This is a genomic window from Nocardioides imazamoxiresistens, assembly GCF_032378595.1.
Taxonomy (GTDB): domain Bacteria; phylum Actinomycetota; class Actinomycetes; order Propionibacteriales; family Nocardioidaceae; genus Nocardioides; species Nocardioides imazamoxiresistens.
In genome coordinates, this window is record NZ_JAVYII010000006.1 from 226670 (window position 1) to 251335 (window position 24666).

Below are 24666 nucleotides of genomic sequence, written 5' to 3' on the forward strand. Positions count from 1 at the left end.
GACCCGGCTACGTTGGGCCCATGGCGAGCAAGACCCCGGCGGCCGAGGTGGTGGTGGGCGAGCGCGCCGTGCGTGTCTCCAGCCCCGACCGGGTCGTCTACCCGGCGACGGACACCACCCCCGAGCTGACCAAGCTGCAGGTGGCGCAGTACGTCGCCGACGTCGGCGACGGCCTGCTCCGCGCCATGCGCGACCGGCCGGTCGCGCTCGAGCGGTGGCCGAAGGGCGTGCTGCCGGGGATCACGCTGGCGACGGGCCGCCCGGGGGAGAAGGCCGACGCCTTCTACCAGAAGCGGGTGCCCACCGGCGCGCCCGACTACCTCGAGTCGGTGGAGATCACCTTCCCCTCGGGACGCACCGCCCGGGAGATCTGCCTCACCGAAGCGGCCGTGGCCGTGTGGTGCGCGCAGATGGGCACCATCACCTTCCACCCGTGGCCCGTGCGCCGCGACGACGTCGACCGGCCCGACGAGCTGCGCATCGACCTCGACCCGCAGCCGGGCACCACCTTCACCGACGCCGCGCGCGTGGCCGCCGTGGCCCGCGAGCTTCTGGCCGAGCACGGGATCACCGGCTGGTGCAAGACCTCCGGCAACCGCGGGGTGCACGTGTACGTGCGCATCGAGCCCCGGTGGGAGTTCGGGGACGTCCGCCACGCCGCGATCGGCTTCGCCCGCGAGCTCGAGCGTCGCGACGAGCAGGTCACGACGGCGTGGTGGAAGGAGGAGCGCGGCGAGCGGATCTTCGTGGACTTCAACCAGAACTGCCGTGACCGCACCATCGCCTCGGCGTACTCCCTGCGTCCGCAGCCCGGCGCGCCCGTCTCGACGCCGCTGACCTGGGAGGAGCTGGCGGCCCTGTCGGACCCGCGCACCCTCAACCTGCTCACCGTGCCGGAGCGGCTCGCGGACGGCGACCCCTGGGAGGGCATCGACGACGTCGCCCACTCGATCGAGCCGCTGCTCGCGATGTTCGAGGAGCAGGGCGCCGTCGAGATGCCGTTCCCTCCCGACCACCCCAAGATGCCCGGCGAGCCGCCGCGCGTGCAGCCGAGCCGCAAGAACGAGGCGAACTGGACCGACGCCGAGGCGTGAGCCCGGCGGACGGCCCGGAAGGTCGGCTCAGAGCCCGGTGACGCCCTCGCCGTGGCCGTCGGCCTGCTCGTCGAACGTCTCGTGCTCGAGCAGGTGCAGCACCGGGACGTCGAGGTGGCGGCGCGCCCGGGAGGTCCAGTCCACACCGAAGAACTCGGCCACGGCGTGCGAGGTGGTCAGCACGATCACCTCGTTCGCCTCGACCGTGCCGACCGTGGCCCGCAGCGCCTCGATCGGGTCGTCGTCGACGACGGCGCCCTGGGCGGCGGCGCCGTCGGCGCGCAGCAGGCGCAGGGTCTCGGCCAGGCCCTGCTGGGCCTCGGACTCGCTCTGCTCGTGCAGCTCGGCGAAGTCGATGCCGCTCATCGCGGTCGCGGGGGTGCCGAGCATGTCGCCCGACCCCAGCGTGCCGACCGCGGTCGCCACCCGCTCGGCCGCGTCGTCGACGGGCAGGAGCACGTCGTAGACGACGTCCTCGCCGAGCTCGACGTGCAGGGACGTCACCTGGCGGGCGTCCAGCTCGGAGAGGGGCTGCTCCACGAGCAGCACCACGTGGTAGGTCATCGGGACTCCTCGGGGTCGGATCCGGTGCGGGTGCCGACCGGGGTCAGCACGGTGGTGAGGTCGTAGCCCACGGGCTCGTCGAGCTGGTCGTAGCCGCAGGACGCGGGCTCGCGGTCGGGCCGCCAGCGCTTGAACTGGGCGGTGTGCCGGAAGCGGCGGCCCTCCATGTGGTCGTAGCCGACCTCCAGCACCCGCTCGGGGCGCAGCGGGGTGAACGACAGGTCCTTGCCGGCGCTCCAGCGCGACTGCGTGCCGGGCACGCGGTCCGGGTTGGCGACGGCCCACTCCTGCCAGGCGCCCCACGGGTGCTCGGCGACGTCGCACACGAGCGGGGCCAGCTCCTCCATGAGCTCGGCGCGCCGCTTCTCGGGGAACGAGGCCGCCACCCCGACGTGCTGCAGCGTGCCGTCGGCGTCGTGCAGCCCCAGCAGCAGCGAGCCCAGCAGCGGGCGCTCGGGCGTGGAGGTCTTGTGCTCGCGCAGGCCGGCGAGCACGACGTCGGCGGTGCGGGCGTGCTTGATCTTGAACATGGTGCGGCCGTTCTCGGTGTACGGCGCGGCGAGCGGCTTGGCGATCACGCCGTCCAGGCCGGCGCCCTCGAACTGCTCGAACCAGCGCTGCGCCTCGGCAGCGTCGGTGGTCGTGCGCACGAGGTGGCAGCCGGTCAGCCCGGCGCCCGCGCCGTCACCCTTGCTGCCGGCCTTGCCGGCGAGGTGGGCCAGGGCCTGCTCCAGCGCGGCGCGGCGCTCGGCGAAGGGCCGGTCGACGTACGCCCGGTCGTCCAGCGCGAGCAGGTCGAAGGCCACGAACCCGGCCGGGGTCGTCCCGGAGAGCATCGTGACCCGGGAGGCGGCCGGGTGGATCCGCTCCTGGAGCAGCTCGAAGCCCAGCCGGGGGGTCCCTGCCTCCGTGACGGTCGCGACGTACAGCTCGCCGTCGAGGACGCAGCGCGCCGGCAGCTCGCGCCGCGCCGCCTCGACCACCTCGGGGAAGTAGCGGGTGAGCGGCTTGGTGTTGCGCGAGGTCAGCTCCACCTCGTCGCCGTCCTTGAACAGCAGGCAGCGGAACCCGTCCCACTTGGGCTCGAACGAGAGCCCGCCCGGGTGGCGGGCGGGGTCGGGGACGCCGGCGACCGACTTGGCGAGCATCGGCCGGACGGGTGGCAGCACGGGCAGGTCCACGACGCGACCCTATCCAGGTCCGTCGTCCTACGGGAGCGTCACTTACCCTGGGACCGCGCACGGCGGCGTCCGCGCGCGGTCCCCGGTTGCTCTGCTGGCACGGGCGGGCGGACTTTGAATCCGTTTTTCGTTGGTTCGATTCCAACCCGGGGAGCCCGTCGTCCGCGGGTGTCGGCCGAGCGGCCGACCCGCACTAGGGTGGGGCGCCATGAGCGACCTCACCGTCATCGTCCTGGCAGCCGGCGGCGGCACCCGCATGAAGTCCAAGACCATGAAGGTCCTGCACCGGGTGGGCGGACGGAGCATGGTCGGCCACGTCCTGGCGGCGTCGCAGGCGGTCGCCCCGCGTCGGGTCGTCACCGTCGTCGGCCACCAGCGCGAGGAGGTCGGCGCCCACGTGCGCGAGCTCGTGCCCGACGCCGTGCTGGCGGTGCAGGAGACGCAGGAGGGCACCGGTCACGCGGTGCGGGTGGCCGTCGAGGCCCTCGGCGGGAGCGTCAGCGGCACCGTGGTCGTGCTCACCGCGGACACGCCCCTGCTGCGCGGCGACAGCCTGGCCTCGTTCGTCGCCGACCACGACGCGGCCGAGCGGGCCGTCAGCATCCTGTCCGGCGAGGTCGCGGAGCCCTTCGGGTACGGCCGGATCGTGCGCGACGCCGACGGCGACGTGCTGGCCATCGTCGAGCAGAAGGACGCCGACGCGGCCCAGCGCGAGATCACCGAGATCAACTCCGGGATCCTGGCCTTCGACGGCGGGTTCCTCACCGACGCCCTGGGCCGGATCGGCAACGACAACGCCAAGGGCGAGTACTACCTGACCGACGCCGTGGGCCTCGCGCGCGACGCGGGCCTGACGGTGGGGGCGTACTGCCTCGAGGACGTGCGCCAGACCGAGGGCGCCAACGACCGCGCGCAGCTGGCGGCGCTCGGCAAGGAGATGAACCGTCGGATCCTGCACCACTGGATGACCGAGGTCGGCGTCACGATCATGGACCCCGACACCACCTGGATCGAGGACGACGTCGTGCTCGCGCCCGACGTCACGATCCTGCCCAACACGCAGCTGCTGGGCGCCACCGTGGTCGCCGAGGACGCGGTCGTCGGCCCGGACACCACGCTGGAGGACTGCGAGGTCGGCGCCGGTGCGCGCGTGGTGCGTACGCACGGCCAGCTCGCCGTGGTGGGGGAGCGGGCGGTCGTGGGGCCGTTCGCGTACCTGCGCCCGGGCACCCGGATCGGTGCCGACGGCAAGGTCGGCACCTTCGTGGAGACCAAGAACGCGGTGCTGGGCGCCGGCGCCAAGGTGCCGCACCTGTCCTACGTGGGCGACGCCGAGATCGGCGAGGGCACCAACATCGGGGCGGGCACGATCTTCGCCAACTACGACGGGGTCGCGAAGCACCGCACCGTCGTGGGACGCGCGGCCCGGACGGGGTCGAACAACACGTTCGTCGCGCCGGTGAGCATCGGCGACGGCGCCGGGACGGGTGCCGGCACGGTGGTGCGCGAGGACGTCCCGCCGGGCGCGCTGGCCGTCTCCGCCGGCCCGCAGCGCACCATCGAGGGGTGGGCCGAGCGTCGCCGCCCGGGCACCGCGCAGGCGCGCGCAGCGGCCGAGGCGGGCGCCGGGGACGCGGGGGAGACCCCGGGGCGTCCACCGCAGCGACCCTGAGTTGGCCCGGGCCCGGGCGTAGGCGAGAATCTGCGGGGCCCGACCGCGAGGCGCGGCCCGTCCCCCCGCACCCGAGCAAGGAGCGCACCGCCGTGAGCGGAATGAAGCTGACGACCGAGAAGAACCTCATGGTGTTCAGCGGGCGGGCGCACCCCGAGCTCGCCGAGCAGGTCGCGGAGCTCGCCGGCACCGGCCTGGTGCCCGCCTCGATGTACGACTTCGCGAACTCCGAGAAGTACGTGCGCTACGAGGAGTCGGTCCGCGGCTGCGACGCCTTCGTGATCCAGAGCCACACGGCTCCGATCAACGAGTGGATCATGGAGCACCTCATCATGGTCGACGCGCTCAAGCGCGCCTCGGCCAAGCGGATCACCGTGGTCATGCCGTTCTACGGCTACAGCCGCCAGGACAAGAAGCACCGCGGCCGCGAGCCCATCTCGGCCCGCCTCGTCGCCGACCTGTTCAAGACCGCCGGTGCGGACCGCCTCATCTCGGTGGACCTGCACGCCGACCAGATCCAGGGCTACTTCGACGGCCCGGTCGACCACCTGATGGCGCTGCCGATCCTCGCCGACTACGTCCGCGACAAGTACGGCTCGGAGTCGGACCTCGCGGTCGTCTCCCCGGACGCCGGCCGGATCAAGGTCGCCGAGCGCTGGTCGGCCCGCCTCGGCGGCGTGCCGCTGGCCTTCATCCACAAGACCCGTCGCACCGACCGCCCGAACGAGACGCAGGCCAACCGCGTCGTCGGCGAGGTCGAGGGCCGGATGTGCGTGCTGGTCGACGACATGATCGACACGGGCGGCACGATCGTGAAGGCCGCCGAGGCGCTGATGGCCGAGGGCGCGAAGGGCGTCATCATCGCGGCGACGCACGGCATCCTGTCCGACCCCGCGGTGGACCGGCTCAAGAACAGCCCGGCCACCGAGGTCATCCTCACCAACACGCTCCCGCTCGCCGAGGACAAGCACTTCGACAAGCTCACCGTGCTCTCGATCGCGCCGCTGCTCGCCCGGGCGATCCGCGCGGTCTTCGAGGACGGCTCGGTCACCTCGATGTTCGAGGGCCACGCCTGAGCGAAAGTGGTGAAGCGACCACCGCTCGCGTCGCCCGCCCTTAGGCTGCTCCCGCCGCACAACGTCCACGGCCCGCGGGGGAGCGCCGCCCGGGGGCAGCTCTCGAGGTAGGTCATGGCTCCACGTCACCGGTCGGCCGGTTCCCACAGGTCCTCGCGCGTCGCCCGCCCGCCGGTCCGGCGGCGGATCGCGGCCCTCGCCGTGACGGCGCTCGTGACCGCGGGACTGGTGGCCGCGCCGCAGGTCGCGTCCGCCGCGGAGCCGGACGTCCTGCGCACGGTCGACGTCACCATCGGGGACGACGGCAGCGTGACCGCGGTGCGCAGCACCCTGGTCACGGACACCGACGGCCGGGTCGAGCAGGAGACCGAGGAGCTCGCGCCCTCGTCGGTCGACCTCCCGGTGCGCGTGCTGACGTCCTACCGCTCCGACGACGGGGCCGGCACCGACCTGTCCGACCTCGCCGGCTACTCCGGTCCGCTGACGATCGACGTCACGGTGCAGAACACGACCGTGCGCACCGAGTCCCTGGAGTACACCTCCAACGGCGCCGGGGTGCGCGAGTACGCCCAGATCGGCAGCCCCCTGACGGTCGTCGGCGGCGTCGCGCTGCCGGGCGCGACCCGGGTCGTCACCGGCGACGCGGGCGGGACCGGTGGCACGGGCGACACGGGTGGCACCGGCACGAACGGCGTCCTCGGCCAGGACGCCGAGGGCACCCAGGTCGTGCAGTGGTCCGCGCTGCTCGCGCCGCCCCAGCTGGCCGCCACCGCCACCTTCCGGCTCGCCCTCGACGTCGACGACTTCGAGGTCCCGACCTTCGACCTCGCCGTCCAGCCCGGTCTGGTCACCGACCCGTCCGTCGAGGCCCTGCTGACCTCCGCGTTCGCGGAGCGCCCGGGCAGCAGCCGCACGCTGCAGCTCGCGACCCTGGCGACCATCTCGAACGTCAACGCCACCCTCGACACGGTCGGCACCTCGCTGGACGAGATCAGCACCGCGCTGAGCGCCACCGCCACCTCCTTCGGCACCAACGCCCGCGCCGGCCTCGAGACCGCCAGCGGCTCGCTCGAGCAGCGCATCGACGGCACCATCGGCGAGCTGGGCTCGGCCTCCTCCACGCTCGACGCCACCATCTCCGCGGCTCGCGCGGACGGGGTCACCTCGCTGGCCGACTCGCTCGAGCAGATCCGTGGCGTCCTCGGCACGGGGCCGGCCGGCCCGGGCGCCGTCCCGACGCCGGGAACGCCCTCGGCCTGCACCGGCGGCGGCGCCCTGGAGCCCGCCGACACGCTGCTGGGGCTGCTCGCGAGCATCCGGGGCAGCCTGGACGCGTACGGCAGCGCGACCGAGCAGTGCCGCGCCACCCTGGTCGCGGACCTGCGGGCGTCGGTCGGCGACCTGAGCCAGGTCGACGGCGCCGGCTGCGCGAGCGGCGCGGGCCGCTCGGCCATCTGCGTCCTCGCGGACGCCCGGGGCGGCATCGACGGCGCGCTCGCCGAGCTCGCCGGGCTCGCCACCGCGGTCACCGACGCGCAGGTCTCGACCGACGCGGCGCTGGGCGACGTCGTCGACACCATCGGCGGGCTGCGCAGCGCGGTCGCCGCGGTCGGCACCAGCCTGGACGGGATCGGCGGCGCCGGGGTCGACGGCGTCGAGACGGCCGTCGACGACGTCGTCGCCGAAGCCACGGGCGCGCTCGGCGACCTGCGCGACCAGCTCGTCGCCCTGCAAGGCCTCACGGCCGCCAACGGAAGCCTCGCCGCCGGGATCGGCGAGCTCGCCGACACCGCCACCGCGCAGCTCGCGCTGGTCGGCCCGGGCGGTTCGCTGCGCTCCGGGATCGATGCGCTCCTCGGCCTCGTGTGCGGCACGCCGGTCGGCACAGTCTCGCAGGACCTCCTGGACCTGCTCGCCTCCGTCGTCGACCTGCAGGTCTGCCCCGAGGAGTCGGAGTCCGTGGTCGCCGACCTCGACCTGGTCGAGGACGCGTGGGGTGCCGTCGCCGCGCTGGTCGGCACCGGCACGTCCGCGCTGCCCGCCCTGCTGGCCGAGATCGACGCCGCGCTGCTCCCGCTGCTCGGCAGCCTCGACGCGGTGGTGGGCTCCCTCGAGGCGGCCACCGCCGACGACGGTGCCGTCACGGCGGCGTTCGCCGGTCTGGCCGGCCAGCTCGACGCCCTCACGGGCACGGTCGAGAGCATCGTCGGCGCGCCGGTCGCGACCGGCACCTGCGACACCCCGGTGGGCACCCCGGCCTCCTTCGAGGACCTCGACGCCCTGTGGGAGCGCGCCCAGTGCCGCCTCGACGCGACCGAGACCGCCGTGGGCGGCTACGTCGCCGCGGCCAACCAGTCGTTCGCGGACGCCGACGGCTCGCTCGTGACCACGGCCCGGGGGCTCGAGTCCGTCCGGGGTCGCGCGACGGGGAGCCTGAACGGCTTCCTCGGCGACCTCGTCGCGGGGCTGGACGCCACCGGCACCACCGCCCAGGCGGCGGGCGAGGCCCAGGCCGAGCGGATCGACGCCGACGCGACCGCCAGCACGCAGGGCACCCGCGACCGGCTCACCGGCACACTCGACGGCGCACGACGCACCCTCACCGCCGACCTCGGCGCCACCCAGGCCGACCTCGGCGGGACCCAGGCGTCCCTCGCGGCGGACCTCGCCCGGGTGCTCGCGGCGCTGGGCGCGCCGATCGCCGCCGACGGCACGGGCGGCGCCGGCATCATCGGCGCCCTCGGCCGCAACTCGGTCGCCGCGTCGAGCTCGCTGGGCGAGGTGACGGAGGCCAACGGCTCCACCGCCGAGTTCGGCGCCCGCCGGGCGCTGGACCTGCGGGCGATCGACCGCTCGCAGCAGCAGTTCCTGCGGGCCAAGGACCGCGAGGACGAGCTCTCCCGCGACGGCGTCGACGCGACGGCGGGGACGGTCCGGACGGTCTTCACGTTCCACGTGGGCGGTCGCTGATGCGCCGCCGCGCCGGGCGCCTCGTGGCCCTCGCGCTGACGCTGGCCCTGGCGGCGTCGGCCTGCACGGGCGACGGGGACGACGCGTCACCGGCGCCCGACCCGCAGGACCCGGTCGCACCCGCACCCGTGGCCCTCGGCGGCGCGCTGGCGGACGTGGACGGGCCGGTCTCGCTGGGCGTGCTCGTCAGCACCGGGGCGCCGTCGGCGGAGGGCGGCGACCTCGCCGCGTCCGCCGAGGGTGCGGTGGTCGCGCGCGAGCGCGTACGCGCGGGCGGCGGCGAGCTCGAGCTGGTCGTGCGCGACGACCGCGGCGACGCCGCGACGGCGCTCGACGCGGTCGGCGAGCTGGCCGACGCCGGTGTGGCGGGGATCGTGCTCGCCACGACCGGGCCCCACGTGGTCGACGCGGTCGCGGCCGCGGCGGCGGAGGGCCTGCCGGTGGTGCTGCCCTACGGCGCGCCGGGCGACCTGCCGACCGGCGCGTGGAGCACGGCGCCGTCCCCGGCGGCCGTCGGCGCCACCCTCACCGCGGGTCTGGCCGACCTGCGGTTCACCCGTCCCTACGTCGTGAGCGTCGACGGCGCACTCGTCGACGGGGTCGAGGGCGCCCAGAGCCTCAGCACCACGTCCGACGCGCTCGCCGCGGCGGTCGGTCGCATCGAGGCCGCGGCCCGCGCGGAGACCGTCGACAGCGTCGTGGTGGCCGGCCCGCCCCGGGCCCAGGCCCAGGTGGCCGCCGCCGTGCAGGCGCTGAGCGACGGCGGCGGAGCGGCCCAGGGGACCGTCGACGCTCTGCCCGTGGCCCTCACGCCCCAGGCCCTCGCGCCGTCGTTCGCGACCGAGCTCGCCCAGGCGGGAGGCGTCCTCGGCGGCCAGTTCCTCTCGGCCGGGCCGGACGCCACCGACGCCACCACCCTGTCCGGGGGCACCGCCGGCGACAGCGCGGCTGCGTACTTCGCCGCCCTGCGCACCGCGGCCGCCGACACCGACGTCGCGAACCTGCTGGGCGACGGGCCGTTCGGCGCCACCGCGGACGCCGCCGACCTCGCCAGCCACGACGCCGTCGTCGCGCTGGTGCGCGCCGTCGAGGAGGCCGGCACGACCGAGCCGGCCGCGGTGGCGGACGCCCTGGGCGGGCTGGCGCTGGACTCCTCGTCCGGGCTCGCCGGCGCCCCGCTGGACTTCACCGACGCGCAGGCCCTGCCCGACGCCTCGGTCGTGCTGCTGACGGCGACGACCGACGACCCGGGGGTGCGGCCCGCCGCCACGGCGACGCCCGCCGCGGGGGGCCGGCTCTACTGGTTCGCGGCTCCGGGCGGCGAGTGAGTGGTCCAGCACGAGGGACGCCGCTCGCTCGGCAGCCGCTACGAGCTGCTGGAGCGTCTGGGGTCGGGCGCGATGGGGGAGGTGTGGCGTGCCGTCGACCGGACCACCGGCGCGCCCGTCGCGGCCAAGCTGCTGCGCGAGGCGTACTCCTACGACACCGAGATCGTCACGCGCTTCGTGCGTGAGCGCTCCATCCTGCTGAACCTGCGCCACCCGCGGATCGTGCAGGTGCGCGACCTGGTCGTCGAGGGCGACCAGCTCGGCATCGTGATGGACCTGGTCGAGGGACGCGACCTGCGCGCCCACCTCAAGGAGGTCCGCACGGTGCCGGCCGCCGAGGCCGTCGCCGTGACCTGCGAGGTGCTGGACGCGATCGCCGCCGCGCACGCGGCGGGCGTGCTGCACCGCGACATCAAGCCCGACAACGTGCTGCTCGTCGGCGGCGTGCCGGGTGACGGTACGGGCGTGCGGCTCTCGGACTTCGGGATCGCGCGTCTGGCCCACGACTCGACGGTGCAGTCGACCGGCCTGATCGGCACGCCGGGCTACATGCCGCCGGAGCTGTTCCAGTACGGCCGCTTCAGCCAGGCCTCCGACGTGTACGCCGTCGGCATCCTGCTCTACGAGCTGCTCGGAGGCCGCACGCCGTTCGCGGGCAAGGGCACCGTGCACACGATCGGCAACCGGCACGTCACGGTCGACCCGCCGCGGCTGCCCGTGCACCCGCTGCTGTGGACCGTCATCGCGATCATGCTGGCCAAGGATCCGTCCACGCGGCTGTCCGCCGCCGCGACGGCCCAGGCGCTGCGGGACCTGCCCGTCGAGGCCTTCGACGCGCCGGCGCTCCCCCCGCAGGGCGAGCCCGAGTCCTGGGACACCGCGCAGCGCACCGTCGTGCGACCGCACGCCGCGAGCCCGGCCGTCGGCGGGGCCGGCGACGCCGTCGCCCCGGGCGGCACGGAGCCGAAGCCGTTCGCCGCGCCGTTCGCCGCGTACGCACCCGAGGCGCCGCGCGAGACGCCCCCCGTCCCGGCGCCGCCCCCCGCGGCTTCCACCGAGCCCTCCGCCGCGCCTTCGCCCGAGGCTGCGCCCGGCGGCCGCCACGCGCTCCCGGCACGCGCGGGCACCGACCCCGCCCCGACCGATCCCGCCCGACGTCGCCTGTGGATCGCCGCGGCCGTCGCCGCGGTGGCCGCGGTGGTGATCGCCGTGTCGGCCTTCGCCCTGCTGCCCGGAGGCTCGGACGACCCCGACCCGACCGCCGCGGTCTCCGAGCTGCGCGCGGACCTGCCCCTGCAGCGGGTGGGCACGCCGCCGACGACGTCGCCGAGCGGGCTCGTGGTGTCGCGGTCCGCGGTCTACGACCCGGCGGCGACCAGGGTCGACGTCGACCTCGCCGTCACGCCGCCGACCGCGACGGGGGCCGCGGCGACGGCCGGGGTCGCGGTCTCGGTCCTCGTCTTCCTGCCCGGCAGCGCGGAGGAGCCCGGGACCTGCCCCTCCGACGTGACGTGGGAGGGCGCCACCGCCCAGCGCGTGAGCGCCAACAGCTCGGGGGTCCAGCAGGCCTGCGGCTGGTCGGTGTCGGTGCCCTCGCAGTCGCGCACGGTGCAGGTCACGGCCGGCGTCGTCGTCGACCTCGGGACCACCGACGCCGCGCTGGAGTCGTGGGAGGACGCGTCGGAGCAGCTGCTCGCAGCGGCGGTCGCGGACACGACGAACACCAACCTGGTGTTCCCCGCCCAGCGGGTGGAGGGCGTCGCCCTGCTCGTGCAGCCCACGACGCTCGGCCAGCAGCAGCGGGCGGGGGTCACCGTGCAGGCGGAGCACCCGGGCGGCTCGACGGCCATCTTCAGCTCGGGCGCCCAGGCCTCGCCCGAGCTGCTCCAGCTGACCGGGGGCACCCTGCCGCGGCTCGACGCCTGCGACGCGCTGGAGGTCACGGCCGGGCAGGCCCTGTACGCCCGCTTCGCCTCGACCGGGTGCGACGTCGTGGCCGAGGTCGGTCGCTTCGCGGCGCCCCCGGTGCGGGTCACGATCACCGGCCTGTCCAGCTGACGGGGCACTGTCCGGCCGATTGGTCCGTGCGTACGCACGGCGCTATCCTTGTGCGGTTGCCTCGGCGAGGGAGCCCGTCATCGGGTCTCCGTGATCGACAGGGCCGGCCGGACTCCCGTGTCCGCCGCGCTGTCACGCCGCGGCCGACCGACCTGGCGCCGCCACGGCGCACCAGCACCACCCTCGAGGAGTCCCGCATGTCCAGCGAGAAGATCGCCGCCGAGCAGCGCACCGAGTTCGGCAAGGGCGCCGCCCGCCGCATCCGTCGTGCCGACAAGATCCCCGCCGTCGTCTACGGCCACGGCATCGACCCCATCCACCTGACCCTGCCGGGCCACCAGACCATGCTGGCCCTGCGCCACGGTGGCGCGAACGCGCTGCTGGAGCTCGACATCGACGGCTCGAACCAGCTCGCGCTGACCAAGCACGTCCAGGTCGACCCGATCCGTCGCGTGATCGAGCACGTCGACTTCGTCGCGGTCAAGCGCGGCGAGAAGGTCACCGTGGACGTCCCCGTCCACGTCGTCGGCGAGGCCGCTCCGGAGACGCTCGTCGTCACCGAGAACGCCACCGTCACGCTCGAGGCCGAGGCCACGCACATCCCCGAGCAGATCGAGGTCTCGGTCGAGGGCGCCGAGGCCGGCACCCAGGTCCAGGCCTCCGACCTCGACCTGCCGAAGGGCAGCACGCTGGTCACCGAGGGCGACGTCCTCGTCGTCAACGTGACCGCCGCGCTGACCGCCGAGCAGCTCGACGCCGAGCTGTCCGAGGCCGAGGCCGAGGCCGGCATCGAGAAGGACGAGGCCGACGACGCCGAGGCCGACGCCGACGCCGACGCCTCGGACGACGCCTCCGAGGACTCCGACTCCGAGTGATCTGAGTCCTCCACCGCACGACGACGAAGGGCCGGGGAAGCCGATGTCCGACACGCCGACCGCCGAGGTCTGGATCGTGGTCGGGCTCGGCAACCCCGGCCCTCGTTACGCCGGCAACCGGCACAACATCGGCTACCTCGTCGTCGACGAGCTCGCCTCCCGGCAGCGCGCGGCCTTCCGCGCGCACAAGACCGGACGCGCGGACGTGGTCGAGGGTCGCGTGGGCCTGCCGGGAGCCGCGGGGCCGCGGATCGTGCTGGCCAAGCCCCGCTCCTACATGAACGAGGTCGGCGGGCCGGTCAAGGCCCTCGCCACCTTCTACAAGGTCCCGCCCGCCCGGATCGTCGCGATCCACGACGAGCTGGACATCGCCTTCGGCACCCTGCGCGTCAAGCTGGGTGGCGGCGACAACGGGCACAACGGACTGAAGTCGATGCGCTCGTCCCTGGGCACGGGCGACTTCCACCGGCTGCGGGCCGGCATCGGCCGCCCGCCCGGCCGCCAGGACGTCGCCGACTTCGTCCTCTCCGACTACTCCCGGGCCGAGGCCAAGGAGCTGCCCTTCCAGGTCGGCGACGCCGCCGACGCCGTCGAGTCCCTCGTCAGCGACGGCCTCGAGCGCACGCAGCAGCGCTTCAACTCCTGACCCCGTCGCCTCGCACGCCTCGTGGCGTCGGTCACGTCGACAGCACCTTCCCCCTCGGCGGTCGTTGAACGTGGTTGCACCATGGCGGAGTGGGCAGTGTGCCCGCAGCACCGTGGGTGGTGCGCGAGCCGGGGGGCTCGTCACAGGGACGTAGGGGGGAGAGAGCCCGATGGTTGATCGCGACCACGGGCGGTCCGGCGATGCCTGGACCGACCTGATCGAACGGACGCTGCGGGGTGCGATCGACGTGACCGAGGTGAGCGTCGCGCCGCGCGCCGTCGGTCTCGAGGACGGCTCCGCCACGGGCCTGAGCGTCGGCGGTGACGAGCTGCAGATCGTCGTGCGCAGCCGCGGAGGCGGGGACGACGGAGTGGTGATGTGCCTGTCCCGCCCGGGACGTCCCTTCGCCCCCGACGAGCGCGAGATCGCCGAACGGATCGTCGGTGCGCTCGACCACATGGTGCGCGACGGAGCGCTGGGTCGCCCCGAGGCGCTGGCCCCGGCGGTCGTCGCCGACACGCTCGAGCGGGTGCTGCACGCCCTCGACGAGCTGGTGGCCGCGTCCGTCCTCGAGCGGCTCACGACGGTGGCCCGGCACTTCTCGCGTCACCTCGGCGCCGCTGCCTGGTGGGTGGGTCAGAATCCCGTCGACGGTGTCCTGCAGCGCGCCGCGAGCGACGTCCGCGGCGTGCAGGGTGCTCCGGCGGCCCGGTTGGCCGAGGTCCTCTCCGTGCCCGAGGTGACGTGGCGCGACGAACGGACCGCCGTCCTGCTCGAGGGCGGGTCCTACGTGGCGTGGGCCGGCGACTCGGCCGGCATGGCCGCCGAGATGGAGTCGTGGGGCGGCGTCGTCACGCTGGTGGCCGCCGGTGGCTACGACCTCGACGCACGGCAGTGGCTGGTGGTGCTGTTCGGCGACCGGACCTCCCCGGACCTGCGCCACGCGCAGGCCGCGCTCTCGGCCGCCGTGCAGGTGGCCATGGGCTTCCCCCGCTCGCCCCGTTCCTGAGGCGGCCGGCCCGCCCCGGGGCCCGGTTCAGCCGGTGCGGCGGACCGCGACGAGCGCCGCGCGCACGTGCTGGTCGAACGCGGCGTCGGCGTCCTCCATGAGCAGTCCCACGTGGCCGAAGAGCTCGAGGCACACGAAGCCGTGCACGCTCGCCCACAGCGAGACGAGCAGCGAGACCATCTCCGGCATGACCTCGGCGTCCTGGGCGACGAGGCGCGCCGCCTCCAGCACGTCCGCGCGGACGGCGGGCGTCGCTGCGCCCGGGGTGATCGCGACCTCGCCCGCGGCCATGTCGCGCAGCAGCACCTCGAACGGGACGCGGTAGAACTCGAGCAGGTGGGCGCGCCAGGCCTCCGACGCGCGCGTGTCGGGACGGTCGGTGCGGAAGATCAGGCCGAAGTCGGCGGGGTGCTCCAGGCACCAGCGGCGGTACGCGTGGGCGACGGCGACGGCGCGGTCGACCGATCCGGCCGACGTGTCGGCCTCGACCGCGGCGGCGAGCGTCGCCGAGACCGAGTCGAACGCGTCCCGGGCAAGGGCCTCGAGGAGGTCCTCCCGCGACTCGAAGTAGCGGTAGATGGCGGAGGGGGTCATCCCGACCTGTCGCGCGACCGCCCGCAGGGACAGGTCGCCACCGTCGGGTGAGGGCGCCAGCAGGTCGTGGGCCGCCGCCTTGATCTCGTCGGTCGTCGCCAGCCGGGTCCGCTCGCGCCGGGGGAGCGCCGCCCCCCGGGCGGCCGCGCCCGCGGAGAGCGGCAGGGCGCTCTGAGGTCCGCTTTCCGAGTCCATTGCGCTCACCCTACTCAGCCTCGGCTTCCCTGTGGGGTCCCGACCTTGGTCCTGGGACCCCAGTACCACGCACCGGCGCGCGACATGCCGCCCCCAAGTAAAACTTCCCTGTTCTCGTTTGACAACGGTGTTCATATTTGTGAACAGTGTTCTCGCTGGTCTAGTCCACCCTGAAGTCGATGGAGGAGAGCTCGTGGCCCGGTTGCTCGGCAACGCTCCGGCTCCCTCGTTCCCGCGCACCTCGGTGACGCCCCTTCCGCTCGAGGCCGCCGGGCCCGGGGAGCAGGCCCACGCCGCGGCACTGGCCGTGCCGCCGGAGCCCGCCCACCCGTGGCGCCGCTCGCTCGTCCGGGCGTCGGCGCGGCTCGAGCTGCTCGCCGTCGCGGTCGCGGGCACGGCTGCCGTCGCGCTGCCGGGCGCGAGCCCGGTGCTCGCAGCTGTGGTCGCACTCGCGTGGCTCGTGGTCTCCTCCCGCCACGGCGGCTCGGGCCCGTTCGCCGGGCTGCCGACCACCGGGGCCGCCGCCCTGGGCGCCGGGACGCTCGTCCTCGCGCTCACGCCGGTGCCGGGATCGGTGGAGGAGGTCTGCCTGGTCGCCGGCTTCCTCGCCGCGGTGGTGGCGGGCGTACGCCTCCTGGTCCACGCCCTGCGCGGGCGGCCCCGGGTGGTCGTGCTCGTCGGCGCCCGCGCGTCCGAGACCGTGCGGCTGCGGGGTCGCGCGCAGGTCGTCGCGACCCTGGCCGTCGACGTCGCGCTCGACCGGCACCGCGACGTGCTCGCCCGCCTGGTGCGCAGCGCCGGCGCCGACGCCGTGGCGGTCGCGCCCGGCCTCCTGGCCCGCACGGACCTGGCCGCCCTGGCGCGCAGGCTCGAGGGCACCGACGTGCCCGTCGTGCTCGTGCTGGACCGGATCGCCGGTCGTCGGGTGCGCGTCGGCGCCGCCCGGGGGGCGTACGGCCGCACCCTGGTCAGCGTCACCCCGCCCGGACCCTCGCGCGCCACGCGCTGGACGGGCGCCGTCCTCGACCGGGTGCTCGGCGCGCTCCTGCTGGTTCTGAGCGCCCCGCTGCTCGTCGGGGCGCTCGTCCTGGTGCGGCTCGACAGCCGGGGCCCCGCCCTGTTCCGCCAGGAGCGGGTGGGTCGGCACGGACGCCGGTTCGTCATGCTCAAGATCCGCACGATGCACCAGGGTGCGGAGGCGCAGCGCGCACGCCTGGCGGCGCGCAACGACGCCGACGGCGCCCTGTTCAAGCTGCGCAGCGACCCGCGGGTCACGCGCGTGGGCCGGTGGCTGCGGCGCACCTCGCTCGACGAGCTGCCCCAGCTGTGGAACGTGCTGCGCGGCGACATGTCGCTCGTCGGCCCCCGTCCGGCCCTGCCGGGCGAGGTGGCCGCCTACGACGAGCAGGCCCGGCGCCGCCTGGCCGTGAAGCCGGGGCTCACCGGCCCCTGGCAGGTCGGCGGCCGCTCGGACCTCCCGTGGTCCGTCGCGGTCGACCTCGACGTGGCCTATGCCGACAACCACTCCGTCGCGGGTGACCTCGTCATCTGCGCCCGGACCGTGTCCGCCGTCGTGCGGGCGAAGGGAGCGTACTGATGCCGGACGACCACGTCCTCCTGGTGAGCACGCAGGGCGGTCACCTCGCCCAGCTGCTCTCGCTGCGCGAGTGGTGGGGGCCGCGCCGACGCACGTGGGTGTGCCCCGACACCGCCGACGTGCGGGACCGCCTCGCCGACGAGCGGGTGGTGACGTCGTACTCGCCGACGACGCGCAACGTGCCGAACCTGCTGCGCAACGTCGCGCTCGCCTGGCGCGTGCTGCGACGCGAGCGCCCCGACGTCGTGGTGAGCGCCGGCGCGGGCGTGGCCGTGCCCTTCTTCGTGGTCGCGTGGCTGATGCGTGTCCCGACCGTGTTCGTCGAGGTCTACGACCGCGTCGACAGCCCCACGATGACGGGGCGCCTGTGCGGTCCGTTCACCACCCGTCGGGTCGTGCAGTGGGACACCCAGCTCGACGTCTACCCGGACGCCGTCGTCGTGGGACCGCTGCTGTGAGCGGCCTCGTGGTGGCCCTCGTCGGCACCGACCACCACCCGTTCGACCGTCTCGTCGGCTGGATGGACGCCTTCGCGCGCCAGCACGCCGCGGCGGGGACCCGCGTCGTCGTGCAGCACGGCCACTCGGCCGCACCCTCGGTCGCCGAGGGCCGGGCGTTCCTCGGCCACGACGAGCTGGTCGAGCTGGTCGGCGCCGCCGGCGTCGTCGTGTGCCACGGCGGGCCGGGCACGATCATGGACGCGCGGCGCGTCGGCCACGTGCCCGTCTGCGTGCCGCGCGACCCCGAGCGCGGCGAGCACGTCGACGGCCACCAGCTGCGCTTCGCCGAGGTCGCCGAGGGCGCCGGCATGGTCCAGCTCGCCACCTCCCGCGACGACGCGCTCGCGCGGGTGGAGCAGAGCCTCGAGGCCTCGGCGCAGCTCGTGGCGAGCGACGCCTCCGCCCACGCGGCGGCCGCGCGGTTCGCGCACCACGTCGACCCCGTCGTGGGCCGGCGCGTGCGGCGGATCCGCTCGGTGCGCCGGGCCCTGCTCTCGCGGGTGAGCCGATGAGCGGCCTGCGGCGCCTCGCCGCCGCCCTGCGCCTGGACCTCGGCATGGGCCTGCGCCACCTCGTCCTCGTGTCCGTCGCCGGGTCCGCGTTGGTGCCGCGCCCCGTGCGCTGGGCGATCTACCGCCTGGCCGGCCTCGACGTGCGTACCCCCAACGTCTTCTCCGGCGTGCGCATCACCGGCCGCCACCTCGCGGTGGGCCGCGACACCTTCGTCAACCACGACTGCTACCTCGACGTCGCCCGGGGCCGCGTCGAGATCGGCGAGGGCTGCCACCTCGGGCCCCAGGTGATGGTGCTGACCGCCTCCCACCGGGTGGGCGACGCGGGCGCCGACCGGTCGTCGGAGTACGCGACCACGCGGATCGGCGACCGGGTCTGGCTCGGCGCGCGCACCACGGTGCTGCCCGGGGCGGTCGTCGAGGACCGCTGCGTCGTGGCGGCCGGTGCGGTCGTGACCGGCCGGCTGGCCGAGGGCGGGGTGTACGCCGGGGTGCCCGCGCGCCGGATCGGCGAGGTGGCGGCGGCATGACCCGGGTCCAGGACGGTGCAGCAGCGGGGCCGGCAGCGGGAGTGGTCGCCGGGGTGCGCCCGGTGGCCGTGCTGCTGCTGGGCTACCCCCTGTGGTGGGCGCTCGGCGTCCAGCTGCCGTTCTGGGCGCTCGCGGCCGCGCCGGTCCTGGTCTGGCTGTGGCTCAACCGCCGCACGATCGTGCTGCCGCCCGGCTACGGCGCGCTGCTGCTCTTCCTCGGCTGGGTGCTCGCCTCCGGCCTGACGCTGACCACGGTGCGCTACGCGATGGCGTACGGCCTGCGGCTCGTGCTCTACGTCGCCGTGGTCGCCATCGGCATCGCGGTGTGGAACGCGCTGCGCCACGGCTACCCGGCCCGCCGGGTGGTGACCTGGCTCGTCGCGTTCTGGGCGGCCGCGATCCTGCTGGCCTACCCGGGCATCCTCGTCAGCAACCTGGAGTTCACCAGTCCCCTCGAGGCCCTCCTGCGCGCGCTCGGCATCGACGACCCGTTCCTGACGTCGCTGACCCACCCGGAGTTCTCGGAGTACGACCAGCTCTACGGCGCACCGCGGCCGAGCCCCCTGTTCGCCTACACGAACGACTGGGGCGCCGCCGTCGGCATCCTCCTCCCGGTCGGGATGTACGCCTTCGTCACGGCGGCCGGACGCCGCGAGAAGGTGCTGCTCGGCCTGCTCCTGCTGGCCTCCGTCCCGCCGGTGCTCGTCTCGCTCAACCGCGGGTGCTGGATCACGATCGGGGTCGCGCTCGCGTGGGTCGTCGTCCAGCGCGCGCTCAGCGGCGACCTGCGTCCCGTGGCCGCCGTCGGCGCCACGGTCGCGGCGATCGGCGCGACCGTCGTGCTCGTGGAGCCGCTGCGCCGGGCGTTGACCGCCCGGTTCGAGTACGGCAACACCAGCACCCGCGCCACCCTCTACGAGGCCTCCTGGGACCTCGCGCTGCGCTCGCCGCTGCTCGGCTGGGGCGCGCCGCAGAGCTCCGAGGGCCTCGCCGACAGCAACGACGTCTCCATCGGCACCCACGGCCAGCTCTGGACGATCCTCGTCTCCCAGGGCCTGGTCGGGCTCGGCCTCTTCGTGCTCGCCGTCCTCCTCGTCTGGTGGCACGCGCGGCCCGCGAGCGGCGCCCCCGAGGTGTGGCTGCACGCCCTGGGGCCGGCGCTGCTCGTGCAGATCGCCTTCTACGAGGTCCTGCCCGTGCCCCTCGCGGTGGCCCTGCTCGCGCTCGCCGTGTGCGGCACGCAGCGCCGCCGACCCACGCTCCCGTCCCACTCCCTCGCAGGAAGGCTGGTCACGAACGATGACTGAGAACGTCAGGCCCGACGTCGCCCCGGGCGGGGGTGACCCCGTGGACGAGGCCCCCCGCCCCGACGCCACCACCGACCGCAGCGCCGACCGCAGCACCGACGATTCCCGGCTGCGGACCCTCCCCGCGCTCGGGACGGCCCTGCGCACGGGCTGGCGCCACCTCGTGGTCGGCCTCGTGCTCGGCGTCGTGGCCGGCGGTCTCGTCGCGGCGACCAGCCCGTCGGTCTACCAGGCGACCACCACCGTGCGCGTCGGCGGGGGACTGGTGCCGGTGGGCGACTTCCGGCCCGACACCCTCTGGGCCGAGGACCAGGTCGCGCTCGCCGGCACCGCTCCGGTGCGCGACGCGATGGCGGCCCGGATCGGCGGCGGCATCGACGCCGACGACGTCGCCGACAGCCTGGCGGTCACGGCCGAGACCAACAGCAACTACCTGGTCTTCACCTGGACCGACGACGACCCCGCGGCCGCCGAGCGCGGTGCCGACCTGGCGGCCCTCGTCTACATCTGGCAGGCCAAGGAGGAGGCCGAGCAGCGCTGGCAGGGCCACGACACGCTGCTCGTCTCCCTGATCAAGCAGCTCGACGACGACGACCCGCGCGCCGAGGACCTGCGCGCCGAGCGCGTGCAGCTCGAGGAGACGGTCGTGGACCCCGGCAAGATCGCCGGCCGGGCCGAGGGCACCGCGCGGCAGACCTCGCTCGGCACGCCCTCGCACCTGCTCGCCGGCGGCCTGGGCGGGCTCGTGCTGGGTGCGGTGTCGGCGTACCTGTGGTTCGTGCGGCGCAGGGACGTCGCCGTCGAGCCCGTCGACCGCGTCGCGCCCGTCGGCGGCCCCGCGCCCGACCGCGCGCCCCTGCTGCCGCCGCTTCCCGGGAAGCGGCCCACCCCGGCCACCCCGGCCACCCCGGTGACCGCCTCCGCGTCCCCGACCGCGGGACCGGAGGAGCCCGCGGCGAGGACGGAGGGCGGCATCCTGGCCCGCTTCCGCGAGCGCGGCTCGGGCTCGGCCGCGGCGACCCCGACGGGTCCCGTCGAGCACGCCGACCCCCGGATGCCGGTGCTCGGCGAGCTGCGCCTGGACGCCACCGACGCGGCGCTCGCGCCGCTGGGTCGCTCGGTCGTGCGCTGGATCCTGCAGCGCGAGGACGCGGGCGGCCCGGGGAACGGGGGCACCGGCCCGGAGGCGGGCGTGCTGCGTCTGGGTGTGTACGCGACGCCCGACGCCCCCGAGCGCTCGACCGAGCTCGTGCGCCGGGCCCTGCGGGCGGTCGGCGCGGACGGCCGGCTGGAGATCGAGGAGGTCGACGCGAGCCTGGCCGGCTGGCGCCGCGAGTTCGAGGCCTGCCGCGGTGTGCTCCTGGTGACCGGCGACGGCGCCTGGTCGGACGAGTCGGTCGCCGTGGCCCGGATGCACCTGGAGCTGGTCGAAGTCGAGGTGCTCGGCCTGGTGCGGGTCGGGGGTGGGTCGCGTGCCTGAGCCGACCCACGAGAACCCCGGCGTGAGCGTCGTCATCGCCACCCACGACCGCGACCGCACCCTGGCCCGCGCGGTGCGCTCGGTGTGGGAGCAGAACTATTCCGGCGAGCTCGACCTCGTCGTCGTGGTCGACGACGGCCGCGACCCCGCCGACGTCGAGGTGCCGGGTCCCGACGACCCGGCACGGCAGCGGCTGCGGGTCGTGGCCAACGACCGTGCCTCCGGCGTCGCGGGTGCCCGCAACACCGGCCTCGGGCTGGCCCGCCACGACCTCGTGGCGACCTGCGACGACGACGACGTCTGGCTGCCGGGCCGGCTCCTGGCGCAGGTGGCCCGGCTGCGCGCGGAGCCCGACCTGCTCGCCGTGGGCGGCAGCGTGCGCGTCGTGCGCGGGGACGTCCACGTGGTGCGGCGCGCCCCGCAGGAGCGGGTGCTGCTGCAGGACCTCCTCGACTCCCGGGTGATGGAGCTCGCCCCGTCGGCGATGCTCTACCGGCGGCGTCCCCTGGCGCTGGCCGGCGCCTGGGACGAGACCCTGCCGGGCGGCTACGCGGAGGACTACGACCTGCTCCTGCGGCTGGCGCGCACCGGCCCGCTCGGGCTGGTGCCCGACGTGGTGGCGGACATCCACTGGAACGGCGGCTCGTACTTCTTCTCGCGCTGGCGCACCAACGCCGCCGCCCTCACCCAGCTGCTCGAGCGGTTCCCGGAGTACGCGGCCTCACCGCGCGGCCGGGCCCGGATCAGCGGCCAGATCGCCTTCGCCCATGCGGCGGTCGGCGACCGTCGCGGCGCCCGCCGCTGGATGCGCCGCGCGTGGACCGACCACCGGCGCGAGCCGCGGGTGCCGCTGACGGCCCTCGTGCTCGCCGGCGTCAGCGCCGGGCGCATCCAGGCGGCGCTGCAGGCCCGCGGCCGCGGTGTCTGAGGTCGTCGCGCGCCCGGCGCGGGAGGCGGGGCCGTCCCCGGACGGCGGTCGTCGCGAGCTCGCGCGCAGCGGCGCCGTCTCCCTCGTCGGGTCGCTGGTCGCGGCCGTGGGGGGCTTCGCCCTGACGATCGTGGTCGGCCGGCTCTTCGGCGCGCACACCGCCGGGCTGTACTTCCAGGCCGTCGCCGTCTTCATGATCCTCAACGGCGTCGCGCTGGCCGGCAGCGACACCGGCATCGTGCGGGCGCTCTCGGCCCGCCTCGCCCTGGGGCGCCCGGACCGGGCGCGGCTCGCGCTGCGCCTGACCCTCACGCCGGTCCTGCTGTGGAGCGTCGTGGTCGCCGCGACGCTGGCGGTGCTCGTGGACGACCTCGCGGCCACGTTCCCCGCGGCCGACCGCCAGGTGGTCACGGCGTACCTGTGGGTGCTCGTCGGCACCCTCGTCGTCTCTGCCTGCGGGCAGGCCGCCCTCAACGGCACCCGCTCGCTCGGCACGGTCGGGCCCTTCGTGGGCCTCTACCAGGTCGCGCTGCCGCTCACGCGTCTGCTGGCCGTGGGTGCGCTGTGGTGGACCGACGCGCCGGCGGGTTGGCTGCTGCTGAGCTACGCGGTGCCCCTGGTGCTCATGGACGCCGCCGCGGTCGCGATCCTGGTGCGCGCGCTGCGCCGTCGTGACGCCGCGTCCCCGGACCGCAGCGCCGCGCCGGAGCCCTCCCGCGCCGACGAGGCCCGTGAGCTGTGGGGGTTCAACCTGCCGCGCGGCGTCGCCTCGTGCCTGGAGCTGGGCCTGGTCTGGGCCGACGTCATCATCGTCGGGATCCTGCTGGGGCCGGCCGCCGCCGGCGCCTGGGCCGCGGCGTCGCGGTTCGTCACGACCGGCACCATGGCGATGGAGGCGCTGCGCCTGCAGAGCGCCCCGGCGATGGCCTCGGCCTGGGCGCGGGGGGACCGCCGCGGGCTCGGCGAGGTCTACGGCGTGACCGCCGTGTGGCTGGTGCTCGCGTCCTGGCCGCTGTTCCTGCTCCTGGCAACCCACGCCCCGCTCGTGCTGGCGCTGGTCGGGCCGGAGTTCACGGTCGCGGCGACGCCGCTGAGCGTGATGGCGCTCGGGATGCTCGGCTACGTCGCGCTCGGCAACGTCAACGCCGCCCTGCTGATGGCCGGCCGCAGCGTCGCCACGGCCCGCAACACCGGCGTCGCGCTGGCGGTCAACATCGGGCTCAACCTGCTCCTGGTGCCCGCTCTGGGCCTGCTCGGCGCGGCCGTGGCCTGGGCCGTCGCGCTGACCCTGGACTCCCTGCTGTGCCTGCTGCGCAGCGGCGTCGACCTGCCGCTCGTGCTGCCGGGGCGCCAGCTCCTGGCCGCGGGCGGCGCCGCGCTCCTCGCCTTCGGGGTCCCGGGCGTCGCAGTCCGCGTCCTCGCCGCCCCCACCGCCGGCTGGCTCCTCGCGCACGTCGCGGTCGGCGCGGTGGTGTACGCGGCCCTCCTCGCCGCCCTGCGCCGACGGCTCGAGCTCGACCGGCTCGACCTCGCCCCCGCACTGCGCCGGCTGGTCCCGCACCGCCGGCGCCCCTCGACCGATCCCACGACCGATCCGACGTCCCACCCCGGGAGGAACCCATGAGCAGCCTGGACGACTCCGGCGTGCTGCGGCGCGCCAAGGCCCTCGCGCCGCGACCTGTCAAGCGGGCGGTGGGTGCGGGCGTACGCCTCGGCGGCGCCGCGACCGCCGCGCTGCGCCCCGGCCCCGACCTGCTCGTCGTCGGCGCGAAGCGCAGCGGCACGACGTTCCTGTGGTCGGCGCTGCTGGCCCACCCGCAGGTGATGCCGATGCTGCCGGCCGCGCAGCACATCAAGAGCCCGCACTGGTTCACGCGTCACCAGGGGATGCCGGAGGCGTGGTACCGGGGCCACTTCCCGACCGTCGCCGCCCGCGAGCGGCACCGCGCGCGCCACGGCGGCGCGTTCACCGTCGAGGCCGACCCGCTCTACCTGTGGGACCCGCGGGTGGCCGAGCGGGCCCGGCACGCGGTGCCCGACGCCCGCGTCGTCGTGCTGCTGCGCGACCCCGTCGCGCGCGCCCACTCGCACTACCGCGAGCGGGTCAAGGCCGGGGTCGAGCGCCTCGACTTCCTCGCCGCGCTGGACGCGGAGGACGCCCGGCTGGCCGGCGAGCCCGAGCGCATGGCCGACGCGCGCTACTACGCGCGGGCCTGGGACTGGTACTCCTACCGCGCCCGCGGCGAGTACGCCCCGCAGGTGCGCCGCTGGCAGGAGACGTTCGGGTCCGAGCAGGTCCTGGTGCTGCGCAGCGAGGACCTGTACGCCGACCCCGCCGCCACCCTCGCCCGGGTGCAGTCCTTCGCCGGGCTGGACGTGCACGCGCCCACGTCGACGCGGCGCAACGCCGTGCCCGGCGCCGACCTGCCGCCCGCCGCGCAGGAGCGGCTGCGCGAGCACTTCGCGCCGCACACGCACGAGCTGGCCCGGCTGCTCGGCACCGGGGAGTGGTGGTGAGGGCCGTGCGGGACGGGACGCAGAAGAACGGGA

Annotated in this window: 21 protein-coding genes and 1 tRNA gene; 19 read left to right on the top strand and 3 right to left on the bottom strand. The window is 75.5% G+C overall.

The genetic code is table 11. The features are described from left to right. Nucleotides 1-20: 20 nt before the first annotated feature. Complete coding sequence (locus tag RDV89_RS14910) at nucleotides 21-1094, top strand: DNA polymerase domain-containing protein (RefSeq protein WP_315734078.1); 1074 nt, start codon at nucleotides 21-23, stop codon at nucleotides 1092-1094. Between the two features lie 27 nt (nucleotides 1095-1121). Here the strand turns inward: RDV89_RS14910 and RDV89_RS14915 are convergent, their stop codons facing one another. Together RDV89_RS14915 and RDV89_RS14920 are read right to left on the bottom strand one after the other, a co-directional pair. After that, entirely contained in the window at nucleotides 1122-1658 is a 537-nt protein-coding gene (locus RDV89_RS14915; protein ID WP_315734079.1) for a hypothetical protein, read from the bottom strand. After that, nucleotides 1655-2839: an ATP-dependent DNA ligase gene (locus tag RDV89_RS14920; protein ID WP_315734081.1), complete on the bottom strand. Its 1185-nt coding sequence runs from the start codon at nucleotides 2837-2839 to the stop codon at nucleotides 1655-1657. Before RDV89_RS14920 ends, RDV89_RS14915 begins: the two co-directional genes overlap by 4 nt. A 79-nt stretch (nucleotides 2840-2918) precedes the next feature. Between RDV89_RS14920 and RDV89_RS14925 the strand changes: the two genes are divergently transcribed. From RDV89_RS14925 to RDV89_RS14965, 9 genes are all read left to right on the top strand, one after another. Further along, nucleotides 2919-2993 (top strand) — tRNA-Gln (locus tag RDV89_RS14925). Nucleotides 2994-3047: 54 nt separating this feature from the next. After that, nucleotides 3048-4511 (top strand): bifunctional UDP-N-acetylglucosamine diphosphorylase/glucosamine-1-phosphate N-acetyltransferase GlmU, encoded by a 1464-nt coding sequence (gene glmU / locus RDV89_RS14930; RefSeq protein ID WP_315734083.1) that lies wholly within the window; start codon nucleotides 3048-3050, stop codon nucleotides 4509-4511. Between the two features lie 92 nt (nucleotides 4512-4603). Continuing rightward, the gene (locus RDV89_RS14935) at nucleotides 4604-5587 is read left to right on the top strand and encodes a ribose-phosphate diphosphokinase (protein WP_438823284.1); all 984 of its coding nucleotides are present in this window, start codon (nucleotides 4604-4606) and stop codon (nucleotides 5585-5587) included. A 201-nt stretch (nucleotides 5588-5788) separates the two neighbouring features. Then, complete coding sequence (locus RDV89_RS14940) at nucleotides 5789-8557, top strand: hypothetical protein (RefSeq protein ID WP_315734085.1); 2769 nt, start codon at nucleotides 5789-5791, stop codon at nucleotides 8555-8557. Beyond that, a complete protein-coding gene (locus RDV89_RS14945; RefSeq protein WP_315734087.1) occupies nucleotides 8557-9885 on the top strand; it encodes an ABC transporter substrate-binding protein in 1329 nt (442 codons plus the stop codon). Before RDV89_RS14940 ends, RDV89_RS14945 begins: the two co-directional genes overlap by 1 nt. Then, on the top strand, nucleotides 9886-11943 hold the full coding sequence (locus tag RDV89_RS14950) for a serine/threonine-protein kinase (RefSeq protein WP_315734088.1): 2058 nt from the start codon (nucleotides 9886-9888) through the stop codon (nucleotides 11941-11943). It abuts the gene before it with no gap. Between the two features lie 197 nt (nucleotides 11944-12140). After that, nucleotides 12141-12818, top strand: a complete 678-nt coding sequence (locus RDV89_RS14955; protein WP_315734090.1) for a 50S ribosomal protein L25/general stress protein Ctc — start codon at nucleotides 12141-12143, stop codon at nucleotides 12816-12818. Between the two features lie 43 nt (nucleotides 12819-12861). Further along, the gene (gene pth / locus RDV89_RS14960; RefSeq protein WP_315734092.1) at nucleotides 12862-13464 is read left to right on the top strand and encodes an aminoacyl-tRNA hydrolase; all 603 of its coding nucleotides are present in this window, start codon (nucleotides 12862-12864) and stop codon (nucleotides 13462-13464) included. Between the two features lie 169 nt (nucleotides 13465-13633). Further along, on the top strand, nucleotides 13634-14473 hold the full coding sequence (locus RDV89_RS14965; RefSeq protein WP_315734094.1) for a hypothetical protein: 840 nt from the start codon (nucleotides 13634-13636) through the stop codon (nucleotides 14471-14473). A gap of 27 nt (nucleotides 14474-14500) precedes the next feature. On the opposite strand, the gene RDV89_RS14970 is transcribed toward RDV89_RS14965, so the two are convergent. Further along, nucleotides 14501-15262, bottom strand: a complete 762-nt coding sequence (locus RDV89_RS14970; protein ID WP_315734096.1) for a TetR/AcrR family transcriptional regulator — start codon at nucleotides 15260-15262, stop codon at nucleotides 14501-14503. Between the two features lie 193 nt (nucleotides 15263-15455). Between RDV89_RS14970 and RDV89_RS14975 the strand changes: the two genes are divergently transcribed. Genes RDV89_RS14975 through RDV89_RS15015 form a run of 9 tightly spaced genes read left to right on the top strand, consistent with a single transcriptional unit; the run spans nucleotide 15456 to nucleotide 24633 of the window. Then, nucleotides 15456-16859 (top strand): sugar transferase, encoded by a 1404-nt coding sequence (locus RDV89_RS14975; RefSeq protein ID WP_315734098.1) that lies wholly within the window; start codon nucleotides 15456-15458, stop codon nucleotides 16857-16859. After that, entirely contained in the window at nucleotides 16859-17317 is a 459-nt protein-coding gene (locus RDV89_RS14980) for a UDP-N-acetylglucosamine--LPS N-acetylglucosamine transferase (RefSeq protein WP_315734100.1), read from the top strand. Before RDV89_RS14975 ends, RDV89_RS14980 begins: the two co-directional genes overlap by 1 nt. After that, a complete protein-coding gene (locus RDV89_RS14985; protein WP_315734102.1) occupies nucleotides 17314-17871 on the top strand; it encodes a glycosyltransferase in 558 nt (185 codons plus the stop codon). The genes RDV89_RS14980 and RDV89_RS14985 overlap by 4 nt, the downstream gene beginning before the upstream one ends. Then, complete coding sequence (locus tag RDV89_RS14990; RefSeq protein ID WP_315734103.1) at nucleotides 17868-18401, top strand: acyltransferase; 534 nt, start codon at nucleotides 17868-17870, stop codon at nucleotides 18399-18401. Before RDV89_RS14985 ends, RDV89_RS14990 begins: the two co-directional genes overlap by 4 nt. Beyond that, the gene (locus RDV89_RS14995) at nucleotides 18398-19708 is read left to right on the top strand and encodes an O-antigen ligase family protein (RefSeq protein ID WP_315734105.1); all 1311 of its coding nucleotides are present in this window, start codon (nucleotides 18398-18400) and stop codon (nucleotides 19706-19708) included. Before RDV89_RS14990 ends, RDV89_RS14995 begins: the two co-directional genes overlap by 4 nt. Beyond that, nucleotides 19701-21188, top strand: a complete 1488-nt coding sequence (locus RDV89_RS15000; RefSeq protein ID WP_315734107.1) for a YveK family protein — start codon at nucleotides 19701-19703, stop codon at nucleotides 21186-21188. Before RDV89_RS14995 ends, RDV89_RS15000 begins: the two co-directional genes overlap by 8 nt. Then, on the top strand, nucleotides 21181-22116 hold the full coding sequence (locus tag RDV89_RS15005) for a glycosyltransferase family 2 protein (RefSeq protein WP_315734109.1): 936 nt from the start codon (nucleotides 21181-21183) through the stop codon (nucleotides 22114-22116). Before RDV89_RS15000 ends, RDV89_RS15005 begins: the two co-directional genes overlap by 8 nt. Continuing rightward, nucleotides 22109-23740, top strand: a complete 1632-nt coding sequence (locus RDV89_RS15010) for a lipopolysaccharide biosynthesis protein (RefSeq protein ID WP_315734110.1) — start codon at nucleotides 22109-22111, stop codon at nucleotides 23738-23740. The genes RDV89_RS15005 and RDV89_RS15010 overlap by 8 nt, the downstream gene beginning before the upstream one ends. Beyond that, nucleotides 23737-24633: a sulfotransferase family protein gene (locus RDV89_RS15015; protein ID WP_315734112.1), complete on the top strand. Its 897-nt coding sequence runs from the start codon at nucleotides 23737-23739 to the stop codon at nucleotides 24631-24633. Before RDV89_RS15010 ends, RDV89_RS15015 begins: the two co-directional genes overlap by 4 nt. Nucleotides 24634-24666 lie beyond the last annotated feature (33 nt).